Below are 15269 nucleotides of genomic sequence, written 5' to 3'. Positions count from 1 at the left end.
GGCCCCCGGACCGCAGTCCTCGTACGCCCGTATGGGTGACCCCGGAGCTCGTCGGCTCGTCAAAGGCCCGGGCGGCTACACCGCGCGCCGGAGCTCTGTCCCGGGGGCCGGCTCGCGACCGCGCACGCTCCCCGGGTTCGCCCCGCAGGGACGGCGTGTGGGGCGGGCGACGACGCGCGGGCCGCGCCGGTACTCCTGAGGTCGGCCCCGGCCCTCGGGCGGGCACGAGCGGCGCCGGGTACGCCTCTTCCGGCGCTGCCCGGCCGTCCTGGCGGAGATCAATGCCACCTGGCGCCCCGCGCCGCCGCCCCGCCTTCTGCTTGACAGTTCCCCCAGACCGTGGAGTACTGCGGAAAGCGACGCAGGCCGGACAAGTCGGGGGTGAGTCTCCTGCCGCAGTTGCGCTACCCCAGTGTGACCGAAATCGTCTCGTCCGCCCGGACGTTGGCGGCTCACCGTCCCGGGCTGTGCGCCCTCAGACAGATCGGCGTCTCGCGCGCGGGCAGACCCCTCCATCTGCTGTCCGTCGGTCACGCCGAGCGCGCGGTCCTCGTCGTGGCGGGCGCCCACGCGAACGAGCCGACCGGCGGCTCGACGCTCCAGGCCCTGGCCGAACGTGTACTGCACGAGCGGGAGTTGAGGGCCGACACCTCCTGGCACTTCCTCCTCTGCGCGGACCCGGACGGCGCGAGCCTCCATGTCACACCGGCCCCGCGCACCCTGTTCGACTACCACCTCGGGTTCTTCCGTCCGGCCGGCCCCGAGCAGCCCGAGTGGTCGCCCTCCGTCCTGCCGCCCGACCGGCTGCCCCCGGAGACCCGCGCCCTCACCCGGGTCATCGACGAGCTGCGGCCCTACCTCCAGGTGACCCTGCACGGCACCGATCTCGGCGGCAGCTGGGTGCAGTTGACCAAGGACATACCGGGCCTCGCCGAACCCTTCGCCAAGTCCGCGGCGGAACTGCACATCCCCGTGGAGACGGGCGCCTCGGACGCCGCCGGCTGGCCCGCTTCCGGACCCGGGGTGCATGTGATGCCGGCGCCCGGCTCGGACGCGGCGTACCCGAGCATGCCCGACGACGCCCGGCACAGCACCTGGTACCACACCCACCAGTACGGCGGTCTGACCGCGGTCGTCGAGGTGCCGATGTGGGCCAGCGACCTCGTGGACGACCCGGCGCCGCATCCCGCACCGGACGCGGCGATGCGACGCCTGGCACACCGGCTGCTGCGCGACGCGCTCCAGGTGCAGACGGTGCTCACGGAGGTCCTGCCGAGGCTCCCCGGCCCCGACGGGCCCCTCCTGCGCGCCGCGAAGTGGGCACTGGAGCTGGTGCCGGGCCTGGCCCACGACTGGGTGCGGACGCCGCCCGCCGATCCGACGATGGCGTACGTCGGCAGTGTCGACGCGTTCGGGCGCCGGCTCCCCCTACGGGCCGCCGCGATGCTGCTGCGGGTCCTCCAAGAGGCCGACGACCGGGCGGCGCCGCGCCTCGAGCACCTGGTCGCCGCCTGGAGCGACGCCTTCGCCGAACGGTTCCGCGCCCGCTGGGTTCCCCTGGAGCACCAGGTCGAGCACCAGTCCCGCACGGTGGTCGCGGCGGCGCGGCACGCGCGGGACGGCGCCGCCTGACACCGGGATCAGTCCGACAACGCGAACACCGCCCCCGTCTCGGCCCCCATCACACACGAGTTCGAGAATGTGTGCGAGTACGTCACCTGCCGCCCCTCCCACTCCCCATGCGCGGAGGCGGTGACCGGGGCGTAGATCATCGAACAGATGGTGTCGGGCCTGGGCGGGATCCGGGAGATGTCTCCCGCGGCGGTGGCGAGTTCGGCGCAGGCCTCGGCCGCGTGGGCGTGACCCTGGGGCGGGTCGCAGAGCAGGAGCGCGCCGCGGGTGCTGCTGGAGTGGGCGTCGCCGGTGGTGAGGGTGAGGTAGAGCCAGTTGCCGGGGAGCGTCTCGCGGGGCGCCGCCCGGGCCGGGGTCGCGCCCAGGGTGAGCAGGACGACAGTCGCGAGGAGGGCGTTGCCCACCGCGTGGATGTTTCTCGTCATTCCCGGTGCATCGGCAGCGCGGCCTGCGAACCCCAGCCCGTCTCACCCGAATGCGAGCGCACGGGCGCGTACCGCCCGGCGAGTTCGAACGCGGCGATCACCACGCGCGCCTGGTACTCGACCTGGCGGGCGACCGGGATCCAGCGCGCCCCGCAGCCCTCACGGTAGTCGGCGCACCATGCGTCGATCAGCCGGTCGAGCTCCGGCAGCGCCCCGCTCGGGTCGTGCCCGGATCCGGTCACGAGCTGGTGCAGCAGCCCGGCCGTGCGCAGGGCGACCCGGCGTCCGGCGAGGCGCAGGGCGGTCAGGCGCGCGGTGTCGAGCGGTGGCAGGGGGCGCGCCCCGGCGTCGTGCAGGTCGGGGTCCCAGGAGTCGGCGAGGCCGGGGCCGACGAGTAAATAGTCGTCGACGGGTGCGAGGAGGCGGCCCGCGTCCGGGGAGGCGTCGAGGCCGGGGCGGATCCGCCCGAGGATGCCTTCCAGGAGCCGCGTGTCGTGCCGCAGCGTGTGGCTGACGGAGCGCAGCACGGCGTCGGCGCCGACGGGCCGGGTGGCGTCCTCCACGGCCGCCACGCCCCACATGGGGGCCTCGACGACGGCGGTGACGGTGCCGTAGCGGTGCGGGTGGAACCAGGTGGACTCGACGGCGGCCTCGGTGATGGCGGCGGCCAGGTCGCCGGGGTGTGGCGGCGGGATGCGGTAGACGGCGGGGCCGAGCCTCGGCCAGTACAGGGTGTCGTAGGGCCCGAGTTCGCGCGGGATGCCGAGGCGGGCCGCGGTGTGGGCGACGCGCTGGGCGAGTCCTGGCAGCTCGTGGGTCAGTTCGACGAAGGCGCCGCCGACGTCGACGCCGTGCAGGGAGCACTGGAAGACCGGCCGCAGTTCGTCCTGGAGGTCGAGGAGGGCGCGGGTCTCGGGGAGGGTGGCGCCGGCCGCGCCCTCGGGCAGCCACTCGGGCTGTTCGAGGAAGCCGGGGCGAAAGAAGTTCCGGAAGTAGTGGCCGAGGGTGTACGGGCCGGACAGCCAGGCCTCGTTGCGGCGGGCGCCGTCGGGGTCGAGGCAGAGCAGCAGGTTCCAGGTGGCGTCGGCGCCCTCGCGGAGCCGGGGGTCGGCGAGCGCCCGTTCGGCCAGGCGCAGGGCCGTGGCGCCGCCCACGGGTTCGTTGGCGTGGGGTCCGGCGACGACGAGGGCCTGGCGGCTGCCGTGTCCGACGGACAGCAGCCACAGTGGGGTGCCCGCCCGTGACGTGCCCACTCGGCGCAGTCGGGCGTCGCGCGGCCGGCGGGCGACGAGCGCGGCCGCACGGGCGCCCAGCTCGTCCACGGTCGGGTAGCGGAGGAGTGGCGGCAGGGCACACCTCCACAAATGTGGTGCCGTCGATTCACCTGATGTACATGGTGTACGCACAGTCAGTCACGGCTGTGGGGGTACGTCAACACCGTCGAACGTAAGGGAATTTGAGGAAATCGCTGAGTGAAACAGAGGCCAAGGCTCGCGCGGGTGCGGGTCGGTCGCTCACGCGGGGGCGGGTCGGTCGTTCAGGAGGACGAGAGGCGGAAGGACATGCGTCCGAAGCTGATCTGGTCACCCTCCTTGACGACGGCGGCGCTGATCACCCGCCGTCCGTTGACGGTCGTCCCGTTGGTCGAGCCGAGGTCGCGCAGCACCCACAGGCCACCCTGGCGGCTCAGTTCGGCGTGGACGCGGGAGACCGTCTCGTGGTTGAGCCGCAGTCCGCTCGCGGGGTCGCGGCCGATCCGCAGGGGGTAGCTGTTGCCCGGATGGGGCAGCAGCAGCTTGGGGAGCCGCTCGGCCTGCCAGGCCGTGCGCAGTCGTACGGTGAAGCCGGAGATCGCCTCGACGGTGCCGAACACCAGTTTGGACCAGCGTGCCTCGGTGGGCAGGTCGGCGATGAGCACGTCGAGTTCGTCGGAGCGGCGGGCGGCAAGCGCCAGTTCCATCCGGCGGACGAACGTGTCGTGCGAGAGGCGCCCGAGGGCGACGCCGTCACTGAGCGCCTTCAGCGCCCGGTCGCGCTCCGCGTCGGACAGCCGCGCGGGGTACGTGTGGAACTCGAAAGACGACGTCACGGAGGTGATTGTCGGTCAGTAGGAGCGGGGTGTCCAGAAGACCCGGAAAAGGCCGCCGCCGCCGACAGGTGGGCCCCCTGCGTCCATCACGTGGCAAACACGCGGCAAAAGGGTGGATTCGAAAGCGAATTGATCTCGTGTGAAGCACCATGGACGTGCTACGTCACGACAGGTTGCGTCAATCACGTCGCGCTCTGTCACGAAGAGCGGACAGCGCACAACGGACAACGGACAACAGAGAGCGGACAAGGGGGAACCGTCTGTGCGGTTCGAGGTGTGGGCACCGGATGCCGGCCGGATGACGCTCCACTGCGCGGGCGCCACGCGCGCGCTGGAGCGCGATCCGGAGCGCGCCGGATGGTGGACGGGCGACGCGGACGCGCAGGACGGCACGCGGTACGGGTTCGCGGTGGACGACGGCCCCGCGCTGCCCGATCCCCGTTCGCGGCGGCAGCCGGACGGCCCCGACGGACTGAGCGCGGTGGTCGACCAGGCCCGGTACGCGTGGCGCACCGAGTGGGCGGGGCGCCCGCTGCCGGGCGCGGTCCTCTACGAGCTGCACGTGGGGACGTACACCCCCGAAGGAACGCTCGACGCGGCCGCCGGGCGGCTCGAACACCTCGCTGAACTGGGTGTCACGCACGTCGAGTTGATGCCGGTGTGTCCGTTCCCCGGGCGCCACGGCTGGGGGTACGAGGGGGTCTCCCTGTGGGCCGTGCACGAGCCGTACGGCGGCCCGGAGGCGCTGAAGCGTTTCGTCGACCGGGCGCACGAACTCGGCCTGGGTGTGGTCCTCGACGTCGTGCACAACCACCTCGGGCCGTCCGGCAACCACCTCCCCGCGTTCGGACCGTACTTCACGGACACCCATCAGACTCCCTGGGGCTCCGCGGTGAACCTGGACGCACCGGGTTCGGACGAGGTGCGCGCGTATCTCGTCGACAGCGCCCTGGCCTGGCTGCGGGACTTCCGGCTGGACGGGCTGCGCCTGGACGCGGTGCACGCGTTGCGGGACACGCGCGCGGTGCACTTCCTGGAGGAGCTGTCGACGGCCGTGGACGCCCTCGCCGACGACCTGGGCCGGCCGCTGTTCCTGATCGCGGAGTCGGATCTGAACGACCCGCGGCTCGTCACCGCGCGCGCGGAGGGCGGTCTCGGGCTGCACGCGCAGTGGAACGACGACTTCCACCACGCGCTGCACACCGCGCTGACCGGTGAGGAGCAGGCCTACTACGCGGACTTCGCCCGGTCCCCGTTCGCGGCGCTCGCGAAGACGCTGACGTCCGGTTTCTTCCACGACGGTACGTACTCGAGCTTCCGCGGCCGCCGCCACGGCCGCCCCCTGGAGCGTACGCGCGTCTCGGCGCACCGGCTGCTCGGCTACTCCCAGACCCACGACCAGATCGGCAACCGCGCCCAGGGGGACCGGCTGTCGGCGTCCCTCTCCCCCGGGCTGCTGGCCTGCGCGGCCGCGCTGACGCTCACCGGGCCCTTCACCCCGATGCTGTTCATGGGCGAGGAGTGGGCGGCGGGTACCCCGTGGCAGTTCTTCACCGACCACACCGATCCCGAACTCGCTCAGGCCGTACGGCGGGGCAGGCGGCGGGAGTTCGCGGCCCACGGCTGGGCCGAGGAGGACGTCCCCGACCCGCAGGACCCGGCGACCCGCGACCACTCCTGCCTCGACTGGTCGCAGCCCGGAAAGGCACTCCACGCGCGTGTGCTGGCCTGGTACCGCGACCTGATCGCCCTGCGCCACCGTCAGCCCGACCTCGCGGACCCCGATCTCGCCGCCGTCAAGGTCGCCTACGACGACCAGGCCCGCTGGCTGGCCCTGCGGCGCGGGGACGTACGGGTGGCGGTGAACCTCGGCAAGGAGGCCGCCGCGATCCCGCTGGGGCTGCGCCACGCGCGCGTGCTGGCCGCGTGGGAACCGGTCGAGGCGCCGGGCGCGGACGGGGTGTTGAGCGTGCCCGGCGAGTCGTGTGTGGTGCTGACGCAGGCGTGAGCGCCGGGCGGCTTCGCGCGGCCGGGCTCAGCCGTCGCCCGGCAGTTCCGTGAGCCGTTCGAGGAGGATCGACTCCCAGGCGCGGCCCAGTTGGGTCCGCAGCAGCGGGAGCGGGCCTTCGGCGCGGCCCCGGAGGTGCTCGGCGAGGCGGATCACCGTGTCGCAGCGCGACAGCCACAGGCCACGCAGACAGGGGCGGGCCCCGTAGCCGGCGAGGGTGGCGGCGCGTACGGCGGCGGGGGCGCCGACGGCGATCGCGAGCCCGGCGATGTCCTCGGCGGGGTCCCCGAGGACCGCGTCGGTCCAGCCGAGGACGCCGCGCACCCGCCCGTCGGCGCTCACCACCAGGTGTTCGCCCTTGAGGTCGTGGTGGACGAGGACGGCGGCCGCGGTCTGCGCGGCCAGCTGACCGGCGGCGGGCCGAGTGAGCTGGGCGAGGCGTCCGGGGTCGAACTCGTCGGCGGCGGCGAGCCGCTCGGCGGCCCGCTCCGCGGCCGTCCGCAGCTCCTCCAGGGAGCGGGGCGCGGCCCGTGGCACCCCGAGCGCCTCGGCCTGCCGTACGGGCACCTCGCGCAGCCCCGTGAGCAGTCCCGCGAGGTCCGCCTCCCCGACCGCGGAGACGTCCCGTGCCTCACCGGAGCGGCCGGGCAGCCGGGTGTCCAGGGTGTAGGGCAGCCCGCCCGCCCAGTCGCCGTGCGCGACGCTCGTCGGCACCGCGACCCCGACCAGCGGGCGGACCAGGTCGCGCAACCGCAGCTCGCGGCGGCGGCGCACGGCGGTCTCGCGGTCCGGGGCGAGCCTCAGCACATGGCGGGTGCCGATCCACCAGGTGGAGTGCTCACCGCCCTCGGTGACGGGCCGGACGTCGGGGCCCGCGCCCGCCGCCTCGCTGTCGGCGAGCAGCGAACGGACCAGTCGGCGGACGGTGTCCGCGGTCGGTGCCTGGGTCATGGTCGCGCCGTTGCCGTCGGGGGCCTTGGACTGCCGGGAGTCCCTGGGGAGTACTCCTGGTGGCCGGTCAGTCGACGATCGCCATCTCGCGGGACGTGGTGTTGAGGCGCCATCCGCCCTCCTCGGTCACCGTCACGATGTCCTCGATGCGCACCCCGAAGCGGCCGGGCAGATAGATGCCGGGCTCCACGGAGAAGCACATCCCGGGCACGAGGGGCAGTTCCTCGCCCTCGATCATGTACGGCGGTTCGTGGGTGGTGACGCCGATGCCGTGCCCGGTGCGGTGGATGAAGTACTCGCCGTATCCCGCCTCGGTGATGACGGCGCGGGCCGCCCGGTCGACGTCCTGGCAGGCTGCTCCCGGGCGGACCGCCGCGACGCCCGCCTCCTGGGCCGCGCGCACGACGTCGTGCACCCGGCGCTCCTCGAGGTCCGGCTCGCCGACGTGGACCGTGCGGGAGGTGTCGGAGCCGTAGCCGTGCTTGAGGCCGCCGAAGTCGAGGACGACCATGTCTCCGCGCTCGATGACGCGTTCGCCCGCCTCGTGGTGCGGGTTGGCGCCGTTCGGGCCCGAGGCGACGATGGTGAAGTCGACCTGGGAGTGCCCGAAATGGCGCAGCAGCCCGGCGAGGTCGGCGGCGACCTCGGCCTCCCTGCGCCCCGCGAAGGGCACCTTCCGGATCTCCTCGTACGCGGCGTCCGCTGCCGCCCCTGCCTCCGCCAGCCGCGCCACCTCCGCCGCGTCCTTGACCGCCCGCAGCATCGGCAGGGCTTCGGTGAGGGCCACGTACCGCGTGTCCGGCAGCCGCCGCTGGAGGCCGAGCAGATGCAGGGCCCAGGCGTTGTCGCTGACGCCGAAGCGGCCGTCGCTCCCGACCAGGGACGCGGCCGCCTCGTACGGGTCCTTGCCGTCGGTCCAGTCGCGCAGCGCCAGCGTGGGGGCCGCCGCCGCCGCGTCCGGGGCCTCCAGGGTCGGCACGACCAGCACGGGGTCCTGTCCGGCCCTGAGCACCAGCAGGGTGAGGCGTTCGGTCTCCACGGGCCGGTAGCCGGTCAGCCACACCAGATCGGGCCCGGGCGCGATCAGGACGCCGTCGAGTCCCGCGTCCGCGGCGGTCTCGGCCGCGCGCCGCATACGGGCCCCGTAGTCACCGGCGGTGAAGGGCGCGGGCGTGCCGGTCATCCATGCCTCCGTCTGTCCGGAGTTTCCCCCAGGGGCTACGGGCAGCATCCTGCCCGTTCGCCGATGCGGACGCGAGCCGGTTGCGGCCATGGCGTCACTTCGGGAGCTCAACTAACGGTTGAGCATTTCCAGTCCATTAGCATTAATGGTTCTATGCAGATGTTCCATTAACTTCCAGGGATGTCAGAGGGAGGCCCCAGGCCATGCTCGTACTGGCACACGTCAGCGATCTGCATCTCGACGGCACCCGGCGGGCGACGGAGCGGGCGGAGCGGGTGCGGGACCGGCCGTGGGAGCTGCCGGGGCGGGTGGACGCCCTGCTGGTGACCGGCGACATCGCGGACCACGGCACGGAGGCGGAGTACGAGGAGGCGGCGCGTCTGCTCGGGCAGCCCGCGTCCGAGGGGCCGGTCAACAGCATCCACGTCTTCGACGACGCGGCCGTCCTGATGTGCGACTCCAGCATTCCGGGCCAGGACGAAGGAGAGCTGGACGAGGAGACGTACGCCTGGATCGAGACGACGCTCGACGAACTGGGCAGAGCCGTACCGGCGTTGCTCGCCTTCCACCATCCGCCGGTGGCACTGCACCATCCTCCCCCACTGCCTTGAGGACGTGGGAGGTACCCCCACCCGGACGCCTACCAGCTGCGCCGGCCGGATTCCCTGGCCGCGCTGTTGGAGCGCAGGCGACCGGGACGCGCCCCCTGGGTTCGCGTTTCATGTACTGGCCGACGACGGGCGGCTGACCAGCCACTTCAGGACCGCCTGACCGACTCGCCTGCCTCAGGTCACGATGCCCGGGACCGTGGACAGTTGCTGGTGGTCGCCGTTCGCGTGGCGCACGCCGAGCGTGACCGTCGTCCCGGGGGCCGCGGCCGAGACCGCCCGCGCGAGGTCGGCGGCCGAGCCGAGCGGTGCCCCGCCGAAGGCGATCAGGGTGTCACCGCGGACCAGGCCCGCGGTGTAGCCCGGGCCGGGGATGTGCACACCGACGACGAGCGCGCCCCCGCCGTGGGGGGCGTCGACGGCCTCGATGCCGAGCGTGGCCTTCTCGAGCGCGGGCTCCGGCGCCGTCGAAGGAACCGGACTCCCGCCGCCGGAGTGCGACTTGGTGCCACCGGCCTGCGGGGCGCCGGAGACCTGCCCGGGCTGGGACGCCCGGCCGGACGGTCCCTGCGCCGCCCCCGCTCTCTTCTGGAAGTCCGCCAGCTTGCTCATACCGATCACCGTGGCGCCTACGGTCCCGAGTCCGACGCCCGACAGGACCAGCACGGCCCCGACGAAGAGACCGAAGAGCAGGGACATCAGCCGCCTGCCACGCCGTCGCGCGGCGTGCGGGTGCTTGGTGGTGCCGGTCGGACGCCCGTCACCGCCCGGATCCTGACCGGGCATCGGTTTGGGACGCAGTGCGGCCTGTTCCATGGATCGCCTCCGGCAGATGCTCTACGGACCGCCCCCGGCTCTTGCTCTACCCTGCGCTCCGGCGCACGACGATTCACGAACGAGTGAGACTGTCAAACACGTTCGAGAAGTTTGTCCGCCATGGCCGCGGCGGCTCCGCGCGGCGACCCGCTGTGCACCAGTTCCGTCCGGTGCACCAGGCGCGGCGCCACGAGCGGGACGGCCACCGCTCCGGGGACGCCGGTGGCCGCGGCCCGCGGCAGCAGGGTGAGGCCGTGCCCGGCGGCGGCCAGGGCGGTGAGGGTGCGCACGTCGGTGCCCTCGTAACGCAGGGCCGGACGGAAGCCCCCGCTGCCGTTCGCCCGGCGGAGGTGGGCCAGGGGCAGTCCCGCGCCGGGGGCGTCCAGCCAGCGGGCGTCGACGAGATCGGCGAGGCGCAGCCCGTCGCGCCCGGCGAGCGGATGGGTCCTGGGCAGCAGCACACAGACGGGTTCCTCGCCGACGCCGTACGTGGTCAGCGGGGCCACGTCGGGATGGAGCAGGGGGTCGTTGGGCGCCGTCAGTCCGTCCACCAGGCCCAGGTCCGCCCCGCCCGCCGCGACGGCGGCGGGGATCTCCTCGCGGGCCAGCACCCGCAGGGTCACCCCGGCGGCGGGCAGCGCGGCGAGCGCGCGAACCGAGCGCCGTCGGTGTCGCCGCGAGCGTCAGCCCGTGTTCGGGCGCCCCCGCCATCCGTCTCCGACGCGGCGCTCGCCGACGAGGTCCGCGCCGTCACCGTGGCCGCCGGAGAGCTCCTGGCGAGACTCTCCGTGACGGCCAGGGCGAACGTGGAGTCGAGCCTCGCCGGGACGACGGACATCCGTACGGACACCGGTGCAGACGCCGGGGCGGACACCGGGGCGGTCGTCAGTGCCGACGTCAGTTCGGAGCGGACGCCGCCTCAGCCGTCGGCAGGGTGAACTCCGCCGCGGCTCCCACTCCCTTCGGCAGGGTGAACGACGGGGTGGCGCCTGCTGCGGTCCGGGGAGTGAGGTCCGGCGGGGCTTCGGTCTCCGCCACGTCGTGCGGACCGTTCCCCGGCACGGTCCCGGCCCCCGTCCCTGGGAACGGGACCGCGGGGGCCCGGTCCGGCAGGAAGCCGTGGGCGCGGCGGGCCAGGTCCTCGGCGCCGTAACGGTGGCAGTCCTGGTGCCACTTCAGGATTCCGGACAGCCAGTTCTCGAGTTGCACCACATAGCCGTCCATGATCCCGCGCACCTCCTGCGAGAGCTTGAAGTCCTCGTACAGAACGGGCAGTTCATGGGCGGCGACGTGCTGGAACTGCTGCATGCGCTGGGTCATCAGGTCGTGGATGATGCCGAGACCGGTCGGGTAGTCGCAGCCGAAGAAGTTCTGCACGACGAGGATGGCGTTGTGGACCTCGCCCTCGTACTCGATCTCCTTCTGGTACGAGAAGACGTCGTTGATCAGCATCGCGTAGTCGATGGCCGCGTTCTCCAACGACCGGACGGGACCGCTCCGGTAGACCTCCGGCGGGACCTTGGGGCCGTGGCCCTGGCGGCACAGGTTCAGGGTGAGGTCGGAGCCGAAGGTGGCGCGGCGCATCTCCAGGTAGTCGATCGGGTCGGGGATGCGGTGCTGGAGCTGGTTCGACAGCTCCCACACCCAGCTCTCCGTCATCTTGTCCACGTCACCGCGCAGCTTGCGCCGCGCGTCCGGCGTCATCGTCGCCGTCGTGCGCTCCCACAGGTCGAGGAGGCCGTGCTCCATGGCGTTGACCGGGACCGGGGTCGGCTCACCGTCGATGGGCATGCAGGCCGAGAGGCGCTCGGTGGTCGTCTTGGCTGCCGCCAGGTCACGGCGCTGCCCGAAGACGAGCGGGTAGTAGTCGTCGCCGTACGTCCCCCAGGCCAGCCACTGGGAGCCGAGGTCGAGAGACTCCTCGGTCGCGTCCGGGTGGATGCCCGCGGCGCACAGCGGAAGGTCGTACGCCTCCAGCTTGTCCTCGTCCCAGACGCCCTCCTGGAGCATGCCCTTCTCGTACATCCAGCCGGTGAGGCGGTCGCGGGCGCCGTCCAGGTGGGAGCTGAGGGAAAGCTCGAAGGGCATGTAGAAGTCGGGGAGCAGGGACGGGCCGACCTTCTGGTACGGGACATGGGTGTAGCGACGCAGCCGCTGCGCCCCGGCCGCGGAGAGCAGGGCGCCGACGTCGACGGCCGAGGTGCCGAACTCGGCGAGGCCGAGCGGGCGGCTGTCTTCCACCGCGCCCTCGTTCATGTAGCGACTGGAGCGCAGGTGCCACTCGTGGCCGCCCGACTGCCAGTCCTGGAGCCCCTGGGTGTACGCGGCGACGGCGGCGACCTGGTCCGGGGTGAGCCCCTTGTCCACGGCGAGCGCGGGCACTTCGGTGAGGGCCGTGTGCTCGAACTGGTGCAGGCGTGAGGTGAGGATGTCGTTGACGGTCTCGGCGGCCTCCTGGGTGGAGCAGCCGAAGAAGGTCTCCAGCACGAGGACGCCGTTGCTGAGCTCGCCCTCCTCCTCGACCTCGCGCTGGTAGGAGAACAGGTCGTTGCGCAGATGGACCCCGTCGGAGAACGTCTCCATCAGCACCCGCAGCGGGCGCGTCCCCGCGACGGAGGCGGGCACCTCGGCCGTCGCGTACTCCACGAGCCCCGCCGACCAGGGGGCGCCGCCCACCTTGCGGCGCATCTCGATGTACTCGACGGGGTTGGAGATCCGCCCCTCGTTGATGTTGGAGAGCTCCCACATCGACTCGTTGAGCAGGTGCTCCGTGGACACCGCGAACCGCCCCCGCCAGTCCACCGACATCGCGGGCACCGTGCGCGCCCAGAGGTCGGCGAGCCCCGCCTCGACCGGATTCTCCGGCTCCGGTACGGGGGTCGAGAGGTCCAGCGGCATGAAGAGGGGCAGCCGGTCCAGGTAGGCCTTGCCGCCGTCGCGGTCCTGGGTGCGTTTGAAGGTCTCCAGGAAGTGGTCGTCGAAGAAGAAGACCCACACGTACCAGTCGGTGATGAGCGAGAGTGCCGGGCCGTCGCAGTCGGGGTGGGTGTACGCGCAGAGCAGCCCGTAGTCGTGCGCGTCGAGGTCGGACTGTTCCCAGATGCCGGAGCCCTCCAACATGCCCATCCCACGGGCCCATTCGACCGTGTGGGCGCGCGCCTCGTCGAGGTGCGGGTTCAGCCGCGCGGGATACGGCATGTAGAAGTGCGGGAGTTCGAACGGCTGCGTCATGGCCGGGCCCTACCCAGGGCCCTCCGGAGGCATCCGCCGGGCGGGACATGATCACACCATCGCGTGAATTTACCCCTTTTCCGGTCAACGGCTCGGGCCCCGGGGACGGTCCGACGCGCGCTCTTGCCGACCCGCACCCGCCGGGCCACCGTGGTCGTATGACCTCCTTCGTACTCCCCCATGAAGTGCACGGCGACGGCGCCCACAAGGTGATCGCCGTGCACGGCTGGTTCGCCGACCGGTCCGCCTACGCGGCGGTGGTCCCGGATCTCGACCGTGCCACGTTCCAGTACGCGCTGGTCGATCTGCGCGGCTACGGGCAGGCGAAGGACGCGGTCGGCGCGTACACCACCGCCGAGGCCGCAGCCGATGTGGTCGAGCTGGCGGACCGGCTCGGCTGGGAGCGGTTCTCGGTGGTCGGCCACTCGATGGGTGCCGCCGTCGCCCAGCGCCTGCTGGCCCTCGCCCCGGACCGGCTGCGCCGACTCGTCGGGGTCTCGCCGGTGCCCGCGTCCGGGCTGCCGCTGCCGGCGGACCAGTGGGAGCTGTTCGCGGACGCGGCGCACAAGCCGGAGAACCGGCGCGCCATCATCGACTTCACGACCGGCGGCCGGCTGCCCGCCGCGTGGCTCGACCGGATGGTGGCGCGCTCGCTGGAGCTCAGCGACACCAAGGCGTTCCGCGCCTATCTGGACTCCTGGGCCGGCGAGGACTTCCACACGGAGGTCGAGGGCGCGACGGTACCCGCGCTGGCGGTGACCGGGGCGCTGGATCCCGCGCTGTCCGCCGGTCTGATGCGGGAGACCTGGATGTGCTGGTACCGGGACGCGGAGCTGTTCGAGCTGCCGTGGGCGGGCCATTACGCGATGGACGAGAGCCCGCTGGACCTGATCCGCGTCGTGGAGGCCTTCCTGCGCTCGCAGGACGCGGGCTGGGGCAGCGGCGAGGACGAGGACACCACGGAAGACGAAGAGGGCGAGGTCACGAACGGCGACGAGGGCGAGGTCACGAGCGGCGGCTTGGGTGTGGCCGCGGGCGAGGGCGGGGGCGAGCCGGCGTGAGCGTACGCGAGAGTGCCCCGCCCGTCCCCGACGTCTTCGACCCCCGGCGGTACGCCGACGGGGTCCCGCACGCCGCCTACCGCACCCTCCGCGACCATCACCCCGTGGCCTGGCAGGACGAGTCCGAGGTGCTGGGCTGGCCGGCCGGGCCCGGCTTCTGGGCGGTGACCCGGCACGCGGACGTGGTCCGGGTGCTGAAGGACTCGACGACGTACTCCTCGTGTCTCGGGGCGACCCAGATCCGCGATCCCGACCCGGACGACCTGCCCTTCATCCGGCGCATGATGCTCAATCAGGATCCGCCGGACCACGGCAGGTTACGGCGTCTGGTCAGCCGCGCCTTCACGCCGCGCCGGGTCGAGCACTTCGCGTCGGTCGTCCGCGCCCGGGCCAGGGACCTGCTCGAAAAGGCGGTGGCCGAGGCCCGCGCGGGCGACGGCGTCTTCGATCTCGTCGCCACCGTCACCGACGAGTACGCCCTGCTCAACCTCGCCGACCTGCTGGGCGTTCCGGAGCGCGACCGTGGCCTGCTGCTGCACTGGACACAGCGCGTCATCGGCTACCAGGACCCCGACGAGGCGGGCGAGCCCGTGCTCGACGCGCGCGGCCGCCCGGTCAATCCGCGCTCCCCGGCGATGCTGCGGGACATGTTCGCGTACGCGCACCAGCTGGCCCTCTACAAGAAGCGCCATCCGAGCGACGACGTCATGACCACCCTCGCCGCCGACCTCGAACTCACGCCCGCCGAGCTGGAGATGTTCTTCTTCCTCCTCACCGTCGCGGGCAACGACACCGTGCGCAGCGCGGCTCCCGGTGGCCTCCTGACACTCGCCCACCACCCGGACGCCTACGTCACTCTGCGCGCCGGTGGCCTCGAACTCGGCCCGTCCGTCGACGAGTTGCTGCGCCTGCATCCGCCGGTGCTCAGCTTCCGTCGTACGGCGGCCCTGGACACCGAGCTGGCCGGGCAGCGCATCCGCGCGGGCGACAAGGTGGTCGTCTTCCACGCCTCGGCCAACCATGACGAGCGCGTCTTCACCGATCCGGAGCGGCTCGACCTGACGCGCTCCCCCAACCCCCATGTCTCCTTCGGCGACGGCCCGCATGTCTGCCTCGGCGCGCACTTCGCCCGCCTGCAACTGCGCGTGCTCCTCGAGGAGACGTTGCGGGCCCTGCCCGTGCTGCGAGCCGCCGGCCCTCCCCGACGCCTCGTCTCGAACTTCATCAACGGGATCAAGTCGCTGCCGCTGGAGGCCGGCTGACCC

At 72.8% G+C, this 15269-nt stretch carries 11 protein-coding genes and 2 pseudogenes; 5 read left to right on the top strand and 8 right to left on the bottom strand.

Annotation, left to right across the window (positions count from 1 at the left end):
* Positions 1-381 precede the first annotated feature (381 nt).
* Positions 382-1632: a M14 family zinc carboxypeptidase gene (locus ACIQTP_RS13620; RefSeq protein WP_403399437.1), complete on the top strand. Its 1251-nt coding sequence runs from the start codon at positions 382-384 to the stop codon at positions 1630-1632.
* An 8-nt stretch (positions 1633-1640) separates the two neighbouring features.
* On the opposite strand, the gene ACIQTP_RS13615 is transcribed toward ACIQTP_RS13620, so the two are convergent.
* The 3 genes from ACIQTP_RS13615 to ACIQTP_RS13605 form a co-directional block, all read right to left on the bottom strand.
* Positions 1641-2057 carry an SSI family serine proteinase inhibitor gene (locus ACIQTP_RS13615; RefSeq protein ID WP_403399435.1) on the bottom strand — a complete coding sequence of 139 codons (417 nt, stop codon included), beginning with the start codon at positions 2055-2057 and terminating at the stop codon, positions 1641-1643.
* Positions 2054-3421: a M14 family zinc carboxypeptidase gene (locus ACIQTP_RS13610; RefSeq protein WP_403399433.1), complete on the bottom strand. Its 1368-nt coding sequence runs from the start codon at positions 3419-3421 to the stop codon at positions 2054-2056. Before ACIQTP_RS13610 ends, ACIQTP_RS13615 begins: the two co-directional genes overlap by 4 nt.
* 173 nt (positions 3422-3594) lie before the next feature.
* A complete protein-coding gene (locus ACIQTP_RS13605; protein ID WP_403399431.1) occupies positions 3595-4146 on the bottom strand; it encodes an FHA domain-containing protein in 552 nt (183 codons plus the stop codon).
* Positions 4147-4408: 262 nt separating this feature from the next.
* On the opposite strand from ACIQTP_RS13605, the gene treZ reads away from it, so the two are divergent.
* Complete coding sequence (gene treZ, locus ACIQTP_RS13600) at positions 4409-6154, top strand: malto-oligosyltrehalose trehalohydrolase (protein WP_403399428.1); 1746 nt, start codon at positions 4409-4411, stop codon at positions 6152-6154.
* A 27-nt stretch (positions 6155-6181) separates the two neighbouring features.
* Here the strand turns inward: treZ and ACIQTP_RS13595 are convergent, their stop codons facing one another.
* Entirely contained in the window at positions 6182-7105 is a 924-nt protein-coding gene (locus tag ACIQTP_RS13595; RefSeq protein ID WP_403399426.1) for an aminoglycoside phosphotransferase family protein, read from the bottom strand.
* A gap of 67 nt (positions 7106-7172) precedes the next feature.
* Complete coding sequence (locus tag ACIQTP_RS13590) at positions 7173-8288, bottom strand: aminopeptidase P family protein (protein WP_403399424.1); 1116 nt, start codon at positions 8286-8288, stop codon at positions 7173-7175.
* Positions 8289-8491: 203 nt separating this feature from the next.
* On the opposite strand from ACIQTP_RS13590, the pseudogene ACIQTP_RS13585 reads away from it, so the two are divergent.
* Positions 8492-9059: pseudogene (locus ACIQTP_RS13585) on the top strand (metallophosphoesterase).
* 14 nt (positions 9060-9073) lie between these two features.
* Here ACIQTP_RS13585 and ACIQTP_RS13580 read toward each other — a convergent pair.
* From ACIQTP_RS13580 to cyc2, 3 genes and pseudogenes are all read right to left on the bottom strand, one after another.
* A complete protein-coding gene (locus ACIQTP_RS13580; protein ID WP_403399422.1) occupies positions 9074-9712 on the bottom strand; it encodes a PDZ domain-containing protein in 639 nt (212 codons plus the stop codon).
* 92 nt (positions 9713-9804) lie between these two features.
* A pseudogene (locus ACIQTP_RS13575) lies at positions 9805-10426 on the bottom strand (LysR family transcriptional regulator substrate-binding protein); the annotation flags it as partial.
* Between the two features lie 183 nt (positions 10427-10609).
* Positions 10610-12943: a germacradienol/geosmin synthase Cyc2 gene (gene cyc2, locus ACIQTP_RS13570; RefSeq protein WP_403399420.1), complete on the bottom strand. Its 2334-nt coding sequence runs from the start codon at positions 12941-12943 to the stop codon at positions 10610-10612.
* A gap of 158 nt (positions 12944-13101) precedes the next feature.
* On the opposite strand from cyc2, the gene ACIQTP_RS13565 reads away from it, so the two are divergent.
* Together ACIQTP_RS13565 and ACIQTP_RS13560 are read left to right on the top strand one after the other, a co-directional pair.
* The gene (locus ACIQTP_RS13565) at positions 13102-14004 is read left to right on the top strand and encodes an alpha/beta fold hydrolase (RefSeq protein ID WP_403399417.1); all 903 of its coding nucleotides are present in this window, start codon (positions 13102-13104) and stop codon (positions 14002-14004) included.
* Positions 14001-15266, top strand: a complete 1266-nt coding sequence (locus ACIQTP_RS13560) for a cytochrome P450 (RefSeq protein ID WP_403399415.1) — start codon at positions 14001-14003, stop codon at positions 15264-15266. Before ACIQTP_RS13565 ends, ACIQTP_RS13560 begins: the two co-directional genes overlap by 4 nt.
* Positions 15267-15269: the final 3 nt, after the last annotated feature.

The organism is Streptomyces sp. NPDC090798 (genome assembly GCF_044768965.1).
In the GTDB taxonomy this organism is placed as follows: Bacteria; Actinomycetota; Actinomycetes; order Streptomycetales; family Streptomycetaceae; genus Streptomyces.
The sequence above is the reverse complement of the archived record's forward strand: the minus strand, read 5'-3'. Positions and strand labels throughout refer to the sequence as shown.